The organism is Micromonospora sp. NPDC050417 (genome assembly GCF_044458865.1).
GTDB lineage: Bacteria > Actinomycetota > Actinomycetes > Mycobacteriales > Micromonosporaceae > Micromonospora_G.
Map to the genome: position 1 here is coordinate 16,499 of NZ_JBITIH010000025.1, position 14,511 is coordinate 31,009.

Sequence of the window (14,511 nt, forward strand, 5' to 3'; positions counted from 1 at the left end):
GCCAACTTCGCGGCCAGCTTTGGTCGATTGTGGTCGATGCTTTCGGTCTGATGGGCATCGTGGGCGCACGGGGCGTCCGTCGCCTGTTGTTGATCGTCGTGGGGCAAAGGTCACCGACCCGCGCACCAAGACCACCGCCTACACCTACGACACCTTTTCGCACTGCACTGGAAAACGCGCCGCCTCGTCGAGTGGGCCGCAGGATACCGATTGGCGTGGCTGAACGACGAGATCGCCGACGCCGACCGGGCGTGGGTGGCGGCGCACCACAGCGCTTCCGTGCTCCTGCACCACGTAGACCCACAAGGCGGCCTCACCGACGCGAACTACCAGGCCGTCGCCCAATGGCTGACCGAAGAATCCCGACAACGCAGCCCTCATCAGGTGCCAAACGAACACTGTGGATATGGAGGCTATGGGTCAACACAATTGCAGGTCAGCAGCCATCCCGATGCACGCTTCGTATGGAGTAAACGGGTTCGAGCCTGAGTTGAATCCTAACTACATCACTTGCAGTCACGAGGACCCGTCACGCCGGTGGACACCGCACAGCACCAGCGCTGTGTCCATCGAACCTTCGTACGCGACGCCGAGGACGGACCCGCAGCAAAGCCCGCGCGGCCGGTCCTCGGCGTCACGGATCCACTGATACGCGGCGAACCCGAGGTAGCCGGTCATGCGGGATGCGCTCGCGCCACCCAGTGATGGTCGTGCGGCGGGCACAGACGCTGTGGGGGAGTGGGCAACCAGTCGCACGCCCCCGAGGCGAGATCCCGCAACGTGTACGCCTCAGCTCGCCAGCCCTGCTCGCCGAGGAAACCGCCGAAGTCGTCGAACCCGAGCTGGAACGCCGATCCCCGGGCCGTCATGAAGGCGAGGAACGCCTCGTTCGCCGGATCCCGGTAGAAGTCGCCGTGTGGCGCGTCGATCAGCAGAACGGAGCCCGGCGCCGACATCTCCCGGACGGTCGCGAGCAGCCCGGCGACGTCCTCGGTCGGCAGGTACGGCAGCAGACCCTCGATGATCCACACGGTGGGTTCGTGCGACGCGTGCCCGGCGGCCCGCAGCAGGTGCGGCCAGGCCCCGTGCCGGAGGTCGGCGTCGAGCGGCACCCGGCGGCAGGCGAGCCGGCCGGCGACCGGCTCCAGCAGCTTCTCCTTGGCCTCCAGATGACCCGGCAGGTCGATCTCGAAGTACCGGGTGGTCGCGCGCAGCCCCAGCCGCCAGACACGGGTGTCGCTGCCCGCCGCGAGGCAGACCACCTGGCTCACACCCGCGGCGACGGCCTCGGTGAGGGCGACGTCGCCGAAGCGCCCGCGTACGATGACCGAGCCGATGGTGCCACCCGCGGCCAGCGCCTCGTCCGCCATTGCACAGGACCGGGGAGTGCTCAGCAGCACCGCGTGATTGTCCCGCAGGTAGGCGTCCGGGCGGTTGCATTCGCGCCCACGAATGACGGCAGTGATGAAGCTGGTCTCCCGGACGGCCGTGGACCGGCGGCCACCGCCGACGGTCAGTGAGGGCCTCGAGTCGACCCACTCCCGGTCGAACTGCCCGGCCGCCGCATAGCCGCGGGAGATGTCCGCGAGTTCCTCCGGGCCGAAGATCTCCCGTACGTCGGTGAAACCCCGCGGCGCGCGCTGGTGAGCCAGGGTGATTGCCCGCTCCGGTCCCAGCGTGCGGTTGTCGGCCTGCAACCGGGTCATCCGGGGCCGGCGTTCGTCCGCGTAGGCCCGCAGGGCGTCGCCCGCGCCGGGATGTGTGGCCAGGTGCCAGGCGAGGACACGGGCGTCGATGATGGCCTGGGTAGCTCCGTTCGACCCGGCGGGATACATCGCGTGGGCCGCGTCGCCGGCGAGCGTCACGGTGCCGAACGTCCACTGCGGGAGCGGGTCCCGGTCGATCATCGGGGACGTGTACACCTCGGGGGTCTGCCCGACCAGGCGGGCCAGGTCCACCCCCGGTGGCCGCCAGTCGCCGAACCGCCGCAGGACCACGGCCCGGCTCTCCTCTCCGGCCTCCTCGGCGGGCACCGCTGCGACCCAGTTGATCAGTTTCCGGCCGGTCGTCTCGTCGGTGTCGATGGGGTACAGCACGAGCCGCCGGCGGTCGTCGCCCAGCACGGCCATCGAGCTACCGGTCAGAAAGCCCTCGCCCCAGGCGGTTCCCCGGTACATCACGGTGCCGTTGCCCGACGGCGGCCCCTCCCCGGGATACAGCGCCGCCCGGACGGCCGAACGGATCCCGTCGGCGCCGATGAGCACATCGGTCTCGACGGCCCGCGAGGTGCCGTCGGCGCCGGTGAAGACGGCGTACGTCCGGCCCGGTTCGCGCCGCAGGTCGGTCAGCCGTGCACCGGTGACGACGGCCTGGTCACCGAGACGGTTCCGCACCTCTGCGGCGAGCACCCGCAGCAGGTGGGACCGGGCAACCGAGATCTGCGGCCAGCGATACCCCGCCCACACGCCCCGGTCCTCACGCCAGACCAGATCGCCGTACGGGTTGTACATGGCCAGTTCCCGGGTCTCGACCGCGTGGCGCAGCAACGAGTCCAGCAGACCCAGCTCGGCCAGTTCACGTACCGCGTTGGGCAGGATGTTGAGCCCGAAACCGTGCTGGTCGACGGCCGGGTCTGCCTCGTACACGGTGATGTCGTCCCGGCCGGCGGCGTGCAGGCTCAGCGCGGCGGCCAGGCCGGCCACCCCGGCGCCGGCGATGGTGATGCTCACCGTGCCGCCACCGCGCTGATCATGGCGCCGTTCTGCTGGGTGAGGTGGAGGATCTCCTCGAGGAGCCCGACACTGCCTCCGCCGCTGCCCAGTGGATAGAGCCGGAGATCCTCGTGGTAGGCCCGGCGGGCCATCGTGAGGTGCTTGCCACGGAACGAGATGAGCGACCGGAGGGCCATCAACAGGCTTTGCGCGCTGTTCTGGAGGTTCGCCGCACCGGCCGCCGACCGGTCGCCGGCGAGAGCGGCGGCGATCCTGGAGGCCAGGGACGGCATCGTCGTCGCCTCGGCGAACCGTGCCTGCCAGTGCGGGAGGGTCTGCGAGGCGACCTCCCGGCAGAACGCTGAGTACTCCTCGCTCCCGTGGTCCGAGGCCCAGAGCAGCATGTCGACGAGGAACAGCGGGATGTTCGCCGCGGCCGGGCCCATGTACCGCCGGCCGGAGATTCGGATGTCCTCGAAGTACGGCCGGAGCACCTGGGCGAAGAATGCCGGCGTGACCTGCCTGATGATGCCGGCCATCGCCCGGTCGGCCGCCGTGATGTGCCGGGCCAGGACGGCCATCTTCCCGGCGTGCAGCGAACTGGCCGGATCGTCGTCGAGCAGTGAGCGGGCGATTTCGACGGCATGCCCCAGATCGGGTACGCACGAGCGCACCGCCTCGATGAGGCTGCGCTCCATCGGATGCCCGGTGAACAGCCGCTCCCGCTCGCCCACCGGGTTCCAGCACGAGTAGTGGAACACGGTGTCGCGCGGGATCATCCGGGTGCGATGCCCCAGCAGCTCGAACGGTCGGGTCGCGTGCGGCAGCACGTCGAAGGCGGAGATTCCGTGCCGTTGCAGGCTCCCCAGATACATGCCCAGGTCACGCATGGCGGCGAGACACTCGGCCGGGCTGAGAGCGGCGATGTTCTCCAGCGTCGGCAACGCGTCGCCGAAGGCGCGTGTCAGCGCGGCGACATCCGCCATCTCATTCATTTTCGGCAATGTCAAGATGGGCTCGTCGAGCTTCAGTGGATCGAGCTGCTGGACCATCTCGTTGCATTTTCCGCAGCTCACATCGATGTCTTCCCAGCAATGCATGTGAACCCACTCTTCGGAACGGCTGAGCGCGCAGCGCGAAAAGATGCGAGGACCGGAACGTGCCTATCAACGCGCCCGGCCAGTCTGCCGGACACCCGGGATCCGGCCGCCATCCATGACAGACTCTCGAAAGACATACGCGTCGGTAGGATCCGGGTCCCGCCGGATCAGCCCTGGGGGAGCATCATGAAACGGTCTCGGCCGGGTGTGGGGTTCGAAAAGTCGGTCGAGGCTACGTCACCTGCGAGTATTTGTTGATCAGCTCGTCGAGGGTTTGACGTCGTTGGGCATTTCCGATGGCTTGGTTCACGGCTGGTCGGATCGGGCTTGGTGGTTGCTGCGCTGGGGCTGGTCGCCCTGCGTCGCACAAACCTGCCCGTCACGGCTGCGAGGAGCCGAGTTTACGAGCCCCGCAGGCGGGCCGATGGCAGTTGGCTGCGCTCAGCCGTCGAGCCGTGATGACCCTGCGAGGCATTCGGGGTTCAACGGGGACTGTCGATGCCCCACGAGACGCACCGTCGTGTCGCAGGCTGGCCGTCACGGGTGGCGACCCGGCGAAAGGGCCGGTGCGGCGTCAGCCGGCCAGATCGTCCTCTCTTCTGCGCCTGCGACGACGGCTCGTGCCTTGCAGGATGGCCGCGACGACGGCGGCCACCACCGAGAGAAGTGTGAGCAGTAGCGCCGGCGCCACGACACCTGTGATGTCTTCGCCGGTTCCGCGCGCCAGCACCATGACCGTGGCGATTCCCGCCACCATCAAGCCACCGGTGGTGAGTGCGAGGTACTTGACGATCCTGAAGACGTTGGTTGCGTTCCTGGCCATAGTCAACCTCGCAAGGTCTGTCGCACGCTCCCGGATGATGCCCGCGAACGTTTCGGTGAAGATCCAGAGGATGAAGGCGCCATGTCCGCGGCCCTCGGTTCCGGCCCGTTCACGGCAGAGGTCGGTGAACGTCTGCTCCATGCTGTCGGCAAAGCGTTCGCGGTAGGGCCTCGGATAGAGACCGAGCAGCCTTCGGTACCAGCGCCGATATCGTGCCTGTCCGTCCATGGTCAGATACCCATCGCCTTGGGTATGAGGGATCGCTCATGGGCGACCGCGACGACCTGGCGGTATCGCTGCAACTCCGCCGCGAGGGTCTGTTGACCGAGCGCGGTGATGCCGTAGTAGACGCGGCGCTCATCGTCCATGTTCGGGTCGATCTTTTTGTCGCTTTCGCGGATCAAGCCCGCTTCGGTCATTCGGCGGATCGAGCCATAAAGCGTTCCTGGCCCCATTCTGACTTTTCCCTGGGAGTCGGACTCGACCTGTTTCATGATCCCGTAGCCATGGCGTTCCTGGGTCGAGAGCGCGAGCAGGATGTGAAGCACCGCGGGGGTGAGGGGGCCGCCGGTTCTGGCGCTTGTCATAAGTCGACACTATATCCGCGACGGATACATGTCAAGCGAGGACTCCGGTCTTCGCGGTGTAGGTGTGCAGAGGCTCCGAGGTGCGCGATCTCGGCGACATCGCACCACCATGATCGAGTGCGCGGACATGCCGCGAGTTGCGCGCCTTGTAGCGCGACAGCCCGTGACAGCGGCTCGGCGGCGGGCCATGCCGAGATCAGTAAGGACTTCTCGCGGTCGGCGTAGAGCCGGTCGGGTCTGTGTCGGGGGCGGCCCTGGATGCCTTCCTTGTGGGATCGTGTCCACCGGGGCAGGAGTTGCGTGACGTCGTGCCGGATGCCGCTGGCCAGGGTCACGGCGAGGGGGGACGCCGCCCGCGCTGCCTCATCTCGCAGTACGAGGACCTAGACCACCAACGCTCTGTCGCAGCGGGTCAACAACCCCAGTCCGTTGAGCAGGCGGATCATTCCCAGGTGCGGCAACCGCAGGAGCATGCCGGCGATCCTCGGCCCGAGCCGAGAACTCCCAGCTAACAGCCTGTACGACGAGTTGTGGAACGGTACGCGATGGCCCTGCCCAGATCGAGTAACCGGGCGGCCAGTTCCTCCGGAGGTGCCCTATGCGATCACTACCGGTGATTGTCTTCCATTCATCCACAGACCCTCCCGGCAGACCCGGTCCCCGCATAGGCTCGCGTCCTCAGTGGACCCACACCTAGTGGAGTTTGACACCCATGCTCAAAAGACTCTTGTCCGCCGGCCTCTTGGCCGTCGGTCTGATCCTCGTCGTCCCGGCCCCACAGGCGTCGGCCGCCCAGATCTCCGGGCCGCTCGAGCCGCAGACCGGCACGGTCCGGGGAGTATTTACCGACCGATCCGGCAACCCGATCGTCCGCGCCTCGGTCTCCACCAGCAGCCTGACATATAACCACTGGCAGCGTTCGGCCTACACCGACGCGCAGGGGCGCTACGAGATGGACGACGTGCCGGCCGGCCCGGTCACGGTCAATTTCTCGGACGGCACCATCTCGCAGTACGCCCCCGGCAAGCCGAACGCGGACGAGGCCCAGCGCTACACCGTGGTGCCGGGCCTGGTCACGGTGGTCGACGAGCGTCAGGTCCCGACCGGCACGGTCCAGGGCCGGCTCACCGACCAGGCTGGCAACCCGGTCGCGCAGGCGTCGGTCTACCTCGACGCCGGGCCGTTCTTCTACTTCGCGCCGGGCGCTACGACCGACGCCGACGGCCGCTACTCCATCACGCATGTGCCGGCCGGCGAGGTCACCCTGCAGTTCGTGAAGTTCCCGTTCCGCGTGTGGGCACACCAGGAGCACGGCCAAGCCGCCGCCAAGAGGTTCACCCTGCGCGGCAACCAGACGCTGACCGTGGATGAAAGCCTGTTGCCGACCGGCACCCTGACCGGACTGATCACCGATGCGGAGGGCAACCCGGCCCGGACCAGCGTCGTGGCACACGAGGTCGACGGCGACGGCAACTACAACACCAGCACCGGGGCGGACGGCCGGTTCTCGCTCACCGTGCCCGCCGGGCGCTGGCGGGTCGAGCTCAACGTCCACCAGTGGGTGCCCGGGAAGATCGACGAAGCGGCGGGCAAGATCTTCCGGGTCGCTGCCGGCCAGTCCGTCGAGGTGAACGACTCGCTCCGGCCGACCGGCGCGCTCCGCGTCGAACTGCGGACCGGCGGCAGCGGGGTTGACCAGTACTCGTTCGCCCTCTGGCACGGCGGCACGAAGGTCGCGTTCGCGAACGGCACCAACGTTGGCTCCCGCACCTTCGAGGACCTCCTGCCGGGCGACTACCTGTTCAGCTACGACGAGTACTTCGCCCCGGGCACGCTCCGGATGGAGAACGCCGTCCCGGTCAAGGTCCGGGCCGGACGGACCAGGACGCTGGAGGTGACGCACCCGGCGCGGTCCACGCTCTCGGGGCGGGTGACTCTGCCAACCGGCGAGCCGGCGCCCGAGCTCTACGTGCAGGCCGACGTGATCGCCGACGGCGTGCACCAGCGCCACACCGTCCAGACGGGTACGGACGGCGAGTGGCAGTTGACCGGCGTGTTCCCGGAGTCGTACCGGATCACGCTCACCAACTCGTCCCGTGAGCTCTCCCAGGACGGCGGCGAGGTGACCGTGGCGGCGGGCGGTTCGGCGTCGGTGAACTCGACGTGGCGTACGGGCGGCTCGCTCGTCGTCACCGCGGTGGACGCCACCACCGGCGCTCCCGTCAGCAACTACTGCGTCGCGGTGGTCGCGAAGTTCGCCGACTTCTGCACGCAGGGCTCGACGGTGACCGTGGCGGGACTCGCTGCGGGCCCGACCCTGGTCACGCTGAACGTGCTGGACGGCGGCGACTACCTCGGCAAGAAGGACGTACCGGTGACCATCCCGGCCGACGGGCGGGCCACGCTGACCATCCCGGTCGAGATCGGCGGCCGGTTCAACGCGCGAGTGGTCAACCGTGCGACGGGGGCGACGGCGGGTGGGAGCGTGTGCTTCTACGCCGTGCTGCCGGGCACGGGTGGCACCAGCGAGCGCGCATCCGCCTGCACCAACAAGCAGGGCATGGGCACCAGTAACGTCTTGGCGCCGGGTACCTACCAACTGTTCGTCAAGCCGCCGGACGGTAGCGCGAATGGGGCGCAGTGGTTCACCCCGGAGGGCGGCACCGGAGACCAGAGGCAGGCCGCCAAGATCAAGATCAAGGCGGGCAAGACCACTCGACTCGGCACGATCCAGTTGGACCCGGCCGGGTCGGTCACCGGTGTGGTGCGCGATCCGGACGGTCAGCCGTTGGAGCACGTCGAGGTCGGTGTCACGGCCTTCGAGATCCCCCGGTCGGAACTCTTCCCCGAGGGCACGGACAAAGAGGGCAGGTACACGGTCAGGAACCTCGGGCCGTACGCGTGGCCCCTGCTCTTCACGCCGATCGCCGATTTGCCTCGGCAGTGGTCCGGCGCGACCGGCAATCGGTTCCAGGCCGAGACGGTGCCGGTCACCAGCGGCGCGACCAGCACCTACGACACCGCGCTCTCGGCGGGTACGAAGGTCACCGGCACGGTCACCGTCACACCCGGCGACACCGCCTGGAGCGGCGGCCGGCTGAAGGCACGCGGCGTGACCAGTGGCGACCTGCTCGCCGTCGGTGACATGTCCGGCCAGGGCGGCGCCTACGAATTCCGGGTGATCGGCGGCGGCCCGGTCAACCTGGAGTGGTACCTGGCCGACCCGGTGACCAAGTCGACCGGCGGGTACGACGGCAACCCGGTGTGGGTGCCCGCGAACGGTCGCAAGCAGCTCGACCTGACCATCGGCTGAGCCGTGGGGGACAGGCCGGCGACGCGAGTCGCCGGCCCGCCTCCACCCTGGACCATTGCCCGTCGGGGCGGAGTCCGGAGGGATGCGGCATTGCACAGCAGGACGTCCGAGCGACCGCGTAGCGAAGTCGCCTGGTGTGACCGAGCGCCCGGCTGTCGTCAGACCTTCCCCGAGAACCGCTGTCCGGGGCGTGGGGCGTGACCGGCGTAGAAACCCCTCGGCTGCTCTCCCGGAACGACAGTTTTGTAGGTCGAGTCAGTGCTGAGGAGCGGCAGGCGGGACCGCGCAGACAGCCAAGGCCATCTCAGCGACGAAACGTGGCGTATCAGTCGGATCGAGTCGTCCGGCCGCGACGTCGGTGGCCGCGCCGTGCAGGATGTGGTGCAGGACGCTGGCCAGCAGGTCGGCCGGAATGTCGGCCCGGAAGACGCCTTCGGCCTGGCCGCGGCGGATCAGGTCATGAACCCGTTGCTCGGGTTGGGCGTGCAGTTCCTGAACGCGGCCGGAAGGCAGCGCCGTCTGGGCGGCCTGGAGGACCGAGGCCGCCTGGGCGATCAGCAGCCAGCCGGATTCCATGAGTGCCCGCAGCCCGTCGCGGGGATCACCGGTGAGGTCGACGGCCTCCAGGACCTTGTTCCCCTGGGTCAACAGTCGGACTAACGCGGCTTCGACCAGAGCTTCTCGGGACGGGAAGTGCCCGTACAGCGTCACCCTGCCGACCCCTGCCTCGTGTGCAATGTCGTTCATGCTCGCCTCGGCGTTGCGCCCGAGGCAGGTGACGGCCGCTTGCACGATCTTTTCGGCGTTCTGTCGCGCGTCCGCCCGGCGTCCAGACCTGGCAGCGGAGTGAGCCATGTAACTCCCCTAAGTCAAACAACTGGTGTACAAGTTACGGTACCCGACGTAAGTTGAACACGCATTGTATGACTTAGTTCGGAGGCGAAGACCGTGTCCGAGTCCATGACCGTCACCACTTCGACCAGCAGCCCTGATCCGCGACGCTGGCGGATCCTGGGGCTGGTCGGCGTCGCACAACTCATGCTCATCCTCGACGTGACCGTCGTGGCCATTGCTCTGCCGCACATGGGCGCAGATCTCGACCTGCGACGGGAGACCCTCACCTGGGTGGTCAGCGGCTACACCCTCGCCTTCGGCGGACTGCTGCTGCTCGGCGGACGCGCCGCCGACCTGTTCGGAGCCCGCCGGCTCGTCCTGGCGGGCCTGCTGCTGTTCGCGGCGGCATCGTTGACCGCTGGACTTGCCACCTCCGGGCCAATGCTTCTGTCCGGCCGGGCGGCGCAGGGCATAGCCGCCGCCATGCTGTCCCCTGCGGCGCTGTCGCTGATCGTCACGATTTTCGACGGCGACGAACGCAACCGGGCACTCGGCATCTGGTCCGCGTTGGGTGGCAGCGGCGCCGCGCTCGGCGTCCTACTCGGCGGGGTCCTCACCGCCGGACCCGGCTGGACATGGATCTTCTACATCAACGTCCCGGTCGGACTCGTGCTGCTGTTCACCCTCCGCTCGTACCTGCCGGCGCAGCCGGCGACCGCGACCGGGGTTGCCGTCGATGTTCCCGGCGCGGCCCTGGTTACCGTTGCGACAGCCGCCCTGATCTACACGCTCATCAGGGCCGGAGATCATGGCTGGGTCACCTGGACCACCGCCGTGCTGCTGGTGACATCGGCGGTCCTGTACGCCGCGTTCGTGGCCCGTCAACGCCTGGCCGCAAGCCCGCTGATGAACCTGCGGCTGCTGACCCGCAGACCCGTGGCGACCGGCACCCTGTTGATCCTTGTCGCCACCGCACTCATGATCATGATGTTCTTTCTCGGCACATTCGCGCTACAGGAGCACCATGGCTACGGCGCACTGACCACCGGGCTGCTCTTCCTGCCCGTCGCGCTCTCCACCATGCTCGGTGCCAATGCGGCCGGACGTGTCATCGGCCGCACCGGACCCCGCAGCCTGGCGGTGACCGGGCTCCTCGTTGCCGCCGCTGGCCTTGCCATCCCTGCCGTGTGGGACGGGGCAGCACACATGGTGGCCGGCATGACGATCGCGGCTGCCGGTACCGGGTCCCTGTTCGTCGTCGCCTCCGCCACCGCACTGGGGCAGGTGGCTGCGCACGAAGCTGGCCTCGCCGCCGGAATCGTCAGCACCTCCCACGAATTCGGTGCGTCACTCGGCGCAGCCGTCGCATCCAGCGTCGCGGCCGTCAGCATCGCCGGCATCGGTACCGACGGCTTCACCCGCGGATTCACCACCGGCGCGATCGTCGCCGTGGTCGCTGCGATTGTCGCGCTCGCCATCACACCGATTACCCGCTCCAGGTAGACAGCCGACAGGCAGCCTGCCGACGACGGCTCGACGATCAGCTCAGGACCGTAGCCACCATGCCACCCAGGAGACAAGGTATGACAAGGGAAAACGACCGCTACATGATCCGGTCGGGCCGAGCCCGCGACGCTGTCGAGCTCGCTGGCCTGCATGCATCGGTCCAGCTTCAGACGGTGACCGGCGGGCAACCGCACCCCGGCATCGCCGCCTGGGTCGAAGACCTGCTGGACGGCCATCCCTCGGTCACGCCCGACGACTTCCTGGTCGCCGAGGACTCCACCACCGGCCAGCCGGTGGCAAGCCTCGTCGGGCTGCGGCAGGACTGGAGCCTGGCCGGGGTCCGACTGCCGGTGGCCCAGGTCGAGCTGGTCGGCACCGCCCCGGAGCACCGTGGGAACCGGCTCACCGAACGGTTGTTCGCCGCGCTGCACCAGCGGTACGCGGCCGACGGTGTGCCGGTTCAGGTCATCGAGGGAATCCCGTACTTCTACCGGCGGCTCGGTTACGACTATGCCCTGGCGAACGACGGCGCGGCAACGGTGCCCGCTGCCACGCCGTCGGCTACTGGGCAGGACTGGTCGGGAGGCTCCTCTGGCGGTCTGACGGTCTGCCCCGCGACCGTCTCCGACGCGGACGACCTTGCCGACATCGACCGGCGCCTCGCTGACGGGAGTGCCCTGTTCTGCCCGAGGGACGCTGAGATGTGGCGGTACGAGATCGCCGGGCGCCGTCCGGTGGATATCGCCCGGCGGGTGGTCGCCGTCCTGGTGCACGGTGCCGACGTGCGGGGCTATCTGGTTCACGGTGCCCGGCTCTCCGCCGCCGGCGAACTGATCGTGGTCGCGGCGGCCTGCAAACGACCGTCTGACTGGCCGCAGGCCGCTGCCGCCATGCACGCACACCTGAACCACGTCGGCCGGCAGTACGAGGCGTCGGCAGAGGGCCCGTTCGCCGCAGTCCGCCCCATCCTCGACCCGAACCACCCACTGGCCCGGCTCGGCCCGCCCGGCGTCATGAGACGGCCCAGAGGGTGGTACGTCCGTACCGGCAGCCCGATCGACCTGCTCGCCCGGTTGCTGCCGTTGCTGCGACATCGTTGGCACGCAGCCGACCTGCGATGGCACGAGCCAACGCTGACCATCGACACGTACGGCCGGGCCGCCCGGCTGGAATTCACCGACGGTGAGCTGACGGCGGTGAAGGCCGTACGCGGCGCTGTCAGCCCGGCCAGCGATCCGGAGACCCACGCCGCGATCCCGCCCAGTGCTCTGCTCCAGCTCACACTCGGCCACCGCACCCTGCCCGAAGTACTGGACACCTGGCCGGACTGCCTCCTCCGCGACCGCCCCACCGAACACTTCCTCACCACAGCGTTTCCCCACGTGCCGGTCCGGGTCTGGCCCCACAACTGACCCGCCGGAAGGGGCGCGGCGGGTCTGCCGGTCTGGGCGACGCCGCCGATGCCGGCCATGAACGTGGGGGCGGCTTCGGCTTGGAGGTGCGGCAGGAGCCGCCGGCCGGTCACAGCTCGCCCAGCAGGCGGACCAGGCGTTGCTGGTCGCAGATCCGGGCGGCTTCGAGGTACGCCGCGAACCAGGTCCGCTGATCGTCGGCGGGCAGTGCGCGGAGCCGGTCGATCGGCACGTCGGAAGAGAACGGGCCCTCGCCGAGCAACCAGGCACGGGCAAGGTATTGCGCCTTATAAACCTCCTGTCCGGGGCGGGACGTTTCCCACTCACACCTGACCCGGATGACCAGTTCGAATTCGTCGCGCAACTGGTCGGCTCGGCGAGATCGCCGGTGGGCGTTGACTGGCTGTTGAGCGTCAACCAGAGGGTGTCCTTGTCGAGGTCGGCCGTCGACTCCGACCGGCGTACGGCGTGGTCGACGGCCCTTGTCGGTGCACCAGAGATGCCCTCTAACCGCTGTAGGTACGGTTGGATGACCGGCGCGACGTCGTCGAGGAGGAACGCGTTGATTCGGGCAACGCAGACCTGCGGTCCGTCCTCGGTACAGACCAACTCGACCGCTCGCGGATCGGCTTCGAGATAGCGGGTGTCGGGTCCGGTGACGATCGGCACCGCCACGGCGACGGCGAGCACTCCGGACACCAGCGCCGCCCAGCGCAGTCGCGCGGCGAGGGCGAGCATGGTGGCGGTCAGGGCGACCAGCCATCCCGCTTGTAGGGCGTGGATGCCCTCGGGCACCAACCGTTCCGCCCCCCAGCCTCCGTAGACGGGGGACAGCCACGCGGCGGCGCTGTCGTCCCAGTACATGACGATGGCGAGCGCGAGGTAGGTACCGAGGCCGGCGATCGGGGCGACCACTCGTAGCGTCACGTGGCGTCCGACGAGGACCCCGAGCGCCGAGGCCGTCCACAGGGCGAGGATGCCCACCGCCAGGGTCCACCACCACTGCCCGCCCGCGTACGTGGCGACCCGTCCGACAAGCACTGCGGCCCCCGCGACGGTGACGAGGTAGCCGGCGGTACCGGCGAGCGACACCGCCAGCCACGCCACCAGCAGTGGCTGCCAAGCCGGACGGGCCGTCGAGCCGAGCAGCTCGTCCATGTGTAGTCGCCGTTCCCGTCCGGCCCGCCAGGCACCTGCCGCGACCATGAGCGCGCAGAGGACCAGCAGCGTCACCCGGAAATAGGAGGTGAGTCCGGCCCAGCGACCGCTCCAGTCCTCCGGGTGGACGGCCAGCAACCAGATGCCGGCGCCGAACATGACCAGCGCCGCCGCCGGGGCGGTACCCCGCCGCACCTCTGTCCGGAACACACGCGTCATCGGTGCACCGTCCGGGTACCGCGCGACACGGCGTAACTCATCCGTAGGTCATCGACGGTGACCGTCACAGTGCCGCCCTTCCCCGTGATCCCGGTGGCTCTGTATGAACAACAGGGCAGCGGCCACCTCAGTGACGACCAGTTATGCCCCTGCGCGACGGCGATGCGCGGCCAGGGTCAGCGCGGGCGGGGTAGCCGCTGCGCCTCTCCGCGCCGTGTGGGCGTCGACGGGTCGGCGACCCGGCCAGCGGTCTGGGATCGGAACTCCGTCTGGGTGCTCCTGCCCAGCCGGGCGGCGACCCGCGCCAGAGCAGGGTCGCCAGGCCGGGCGACAACGTGGAAATGTGAGACTTGCGCGGGCGTCAGGTCACTACCCCAGACCACTGTGCCAGCGCAGTCGAGGAGGATGTCCCGCACGATCGCCTCGTGCCACGGCCACATCCGCTCGCTGCCGCCCACCGGGTACGCGGTGGGGTGTAGCGCGACGGCGGTGCCGGACAACTGGTTGGACTCGTAGTCCGCCCGTACGGCGCGACGAGCGGTGTGGCCGGCTATCCCGCCGCCCTCGCCGCTGTCGAGGGCGGCGATTTCGTAGTGCCAGCGGCGCGCTACGTGCAGCAGCACCGCGGCGGTGGGACCCGGTCGCAGCGCCACCGTGGCGGTCGATCCCGCGACCTGGTACGTGGTGATGGCGTCCGGGTCGATGAGCCAGCCGTTGGCCGACCGGGGACCGGTCCACCGTCCCCCGTTCGTGCCGCTGGCCTGGGCGGCGACGCCGGGGACGAAGATCAGGACACCGGTGCCGGCGGCGGCACCGAGCAGGCCACGTCTCGTGATGATCATTGCTCC

The 14,511-nt window shown here is 69.0% G+C and carries 11 protein-coding genes; 4 read left to right on the forward strand and 7 right to left on the reverse strand.

The features are described 5' to 3' along the window. Window positions 1-210: 210 nt before the first annotated feature. Window positions 211-489 carry a hypothetical protein gene (locus ACIBF5_RS27180; RefSeq protein ID WP_396815715.1) on the forward strand — a complete coding sequence of 93 codons (279 nt, stop codon included), beginning with the start codon at window positions 211-213 and terminating at the stop codon, window positions 487-489. 185 nt (window positions 490-674) lie between these two features. On the opposite strand, the gene ACIBF5_RS27185 is transcribed toward ACIBF5_RS27180, so the two are convergent. From ACIBF5_RS27185 to ACIBF5_RS27200, 4 genes are all read right to left on the reverse strand, one after another. Next, entirely contained in the window at window positions 675-2,729 is a 2,055-nt protein-coding gene (locus ACIBF5_RS27185) for an SAM-dependent methyltransferase (protein ID WP_396815716.1), read from the reverse strand. Further along, window positions 2,726-3,706 (reverse strand): monodechloroaminopyrrolnitrin synthase PrnB family protein, encoded by a 981-nt coding sequence (locus ACIBF5_RS27190; RefSeq protein ID WP_396815717.1) that lies wholly within the window; start codon window positions 3,704-3,706, stop codon window positions 2,726-2,728. The genes ACIBF5_RS27185 and ACIBF5_RS27190 overlap by 4 nt, the downstream gene beginning before the upstream one ends. Window positions 3,707-4,385: 679 nt before the next feature. Then, window positions 4,386-4,862 (reverse strand): hypothetical protein, encoded by a 477-nt coding sequence (locus ACIBF5_RS27195; protein ID WP_396815718.1) that lies wholly within the window; start codon window positions 4,860-4,862, stop codon window positions 4,386-4,388. Window positions 4,863-4,864: 2 nt separating this feature from the next. Further along, window positions 4,865-5,221 carry a PadR family transcriptional regulator gene (locus ACIBF5_RS27200; protein WP_396815719.1) on the reverse strand — a complete coding sequence of 119 codons (357 nt, stop codon included), beginning with the start codon at window positions 5,219-5,221 and terminating at the stop codon, window positions 4,865-4,867. Window positions 5,222-5,933: 712 nt separating this feature from the next. Between ACIBF5_RS27200 and ACIBF5_RS27205 the strand changes: the two genes are divergently transcribed. Beyond that, window positions 5,934-8,534, forward strand: a complete 2,601-nt coding sequence (locus ACIBF5_RS27205; protein ID WP_396815720.1) for a carboxypeptidase regulatory-like domain-containing protein — start codon at window positions 5,934-5,936, stop codon at window positions 8,532-8,534. Between the two features lie 255 nt (window positions 8,535-8,789). On the opposite strand, the gene ACIBF5_RS27210 is transcribed toward ACIBF5_RS27205, so the two are convergent. Next, window positions 8,790-9,389 carry a TetR/AcrR family transcriptional regulator gene (locus ACIBF5_RS27210; RefSeq protein WP_396815721.1) on the reverse strand — a complete coding sequence of 200 codons (600 nt, stop codon included), beginning with the start codon at window positions 9,387-9,389 and terminating at the stop codon, window positions 8,790-8,792. A 105-nt stretch (window positions 9,390-9,494) separates the two neighbouring features. Between ACIBF5_RS27210 and ACIBF5_RS27215 the strand changes: the two genes are divergently transcribed. Beyond that, window positions 9,495-10,871 (forward strand): MFS transporter, encoded by a 1,377-nt coding sequence (locus ACIBF5_RS27215; RefSeq protein WP_396815722.1) that lies wholly within the window; start codon window positions 9,495-9,497, stop codon window positions 10,869-10,871. A gap of 80 nt (window positions 10,872-10,951) precedes the next feature. Then, window positions 10,952-12,286 carry a GNAT family N-acetyltransferase gene (locus ACIBF5_RS27220; RefSeq protein ID WP_396815723.1) on the forward strand — a complete coding sequence of 445 codons (1,335 nt, stop codon included), beginning with the start codon at window positions 10,952-10,954 and terminating at the stop codon, window positions 12,284-12,286. A 109-nt stretch (window positions 12,287-12,395) separates the two neighbouring features. Here ACIBF5_RS27220 and ACIBF5_RS27225 read toward each other — a convergent pair whose 3' ends face one another. Together ACIBF5_RS27225 and ACIBF5_RS27230 are read right to left on the reverse strand one after the other, a co-directional pair. After that, window positions 12,396-12,650 (reverse strand): hypothetical protein, encoded by a 255-nt coding sequence (locus ACIBF5_RS27225; RefSeq protein WP_396815724.1) that lies wholly within the window; start codon window positions 12,648-12,650, stop codon window positions 12,396-12,398. A gap of 1,189 nt (window positions 12,651-13,839) precedes the next feature. Further along, entirely contained in the window at window positions 13,840-14,505 is a 666-nt protein-coding gene (locus ACIBF5_RS27230) for a hypothetical protein (protein ID WP_396815725.1), read from the reverse strand. Window positions 14,506-14,511: the final 6 nt, after the last annotated feature.

Bases quoted from the DNA above. Each gene is read 5' to 3' on its own strand.
- ACIBF5_RS27205 (WP_396815720.1), top strand. From the start codon at position 5,934: ATGCTCAAAAGACTCTTGTCCGCCGGCCTCTTGGCCGTCGGTCTGATC.
- ACIBF5_RS27190 (WP_396815717.1), bottom strand. From the start codon at position 3,706: ATGAATGAGATGGCGGATGTCGCCGCGCTGACACGCGCCTTCGGCGAC.
- ACIBF5_RS27220 (WP_396815723.1), top strand. From the start codon at position 10,952: ATGACAAGGGAAAACGACCGCTACATGATCCGGTCGGGCCGAGCCCGC.
- ACIBF5_RS27195 (WP_396815718.1), bottom strand. From the start codon at position 4,862: ATGGACGGACAGGCACGATATCGGCGCTGGTACCGAAGGCTGCTCGGT.
- ACIBF5_RS27230 (WP_396815725.1), bottom strand. From the start codon at position 14,505: ATGATCATCACGAGACGTGGCCTGCTCGGTGCCGCCGCCGGCACCGGT.
- ACIBF5_RS27215 (WP_396815722.1), top strand. From the start codon at position 9,495: ATGACCGTCACCACTTCGACCAGCAGCCCTGATCCGCGACGCTGGCGG.
- ACIBF5_RS27200 (WP_396815719.1), bottom strand. From the start codon at position 5,221: ATGACAAGCGCCAGAACCGGCGGCCCCCTCACCCCCGCGGTGCTTCAC.
- ACIBF5_RS27210 (WP_396815721.1), bottom strand. From the start codon at position 9,389: ATGGCTCACTCCGCTGCCAGGTCTGGACGCCGGGCGGACGCGCGACAG.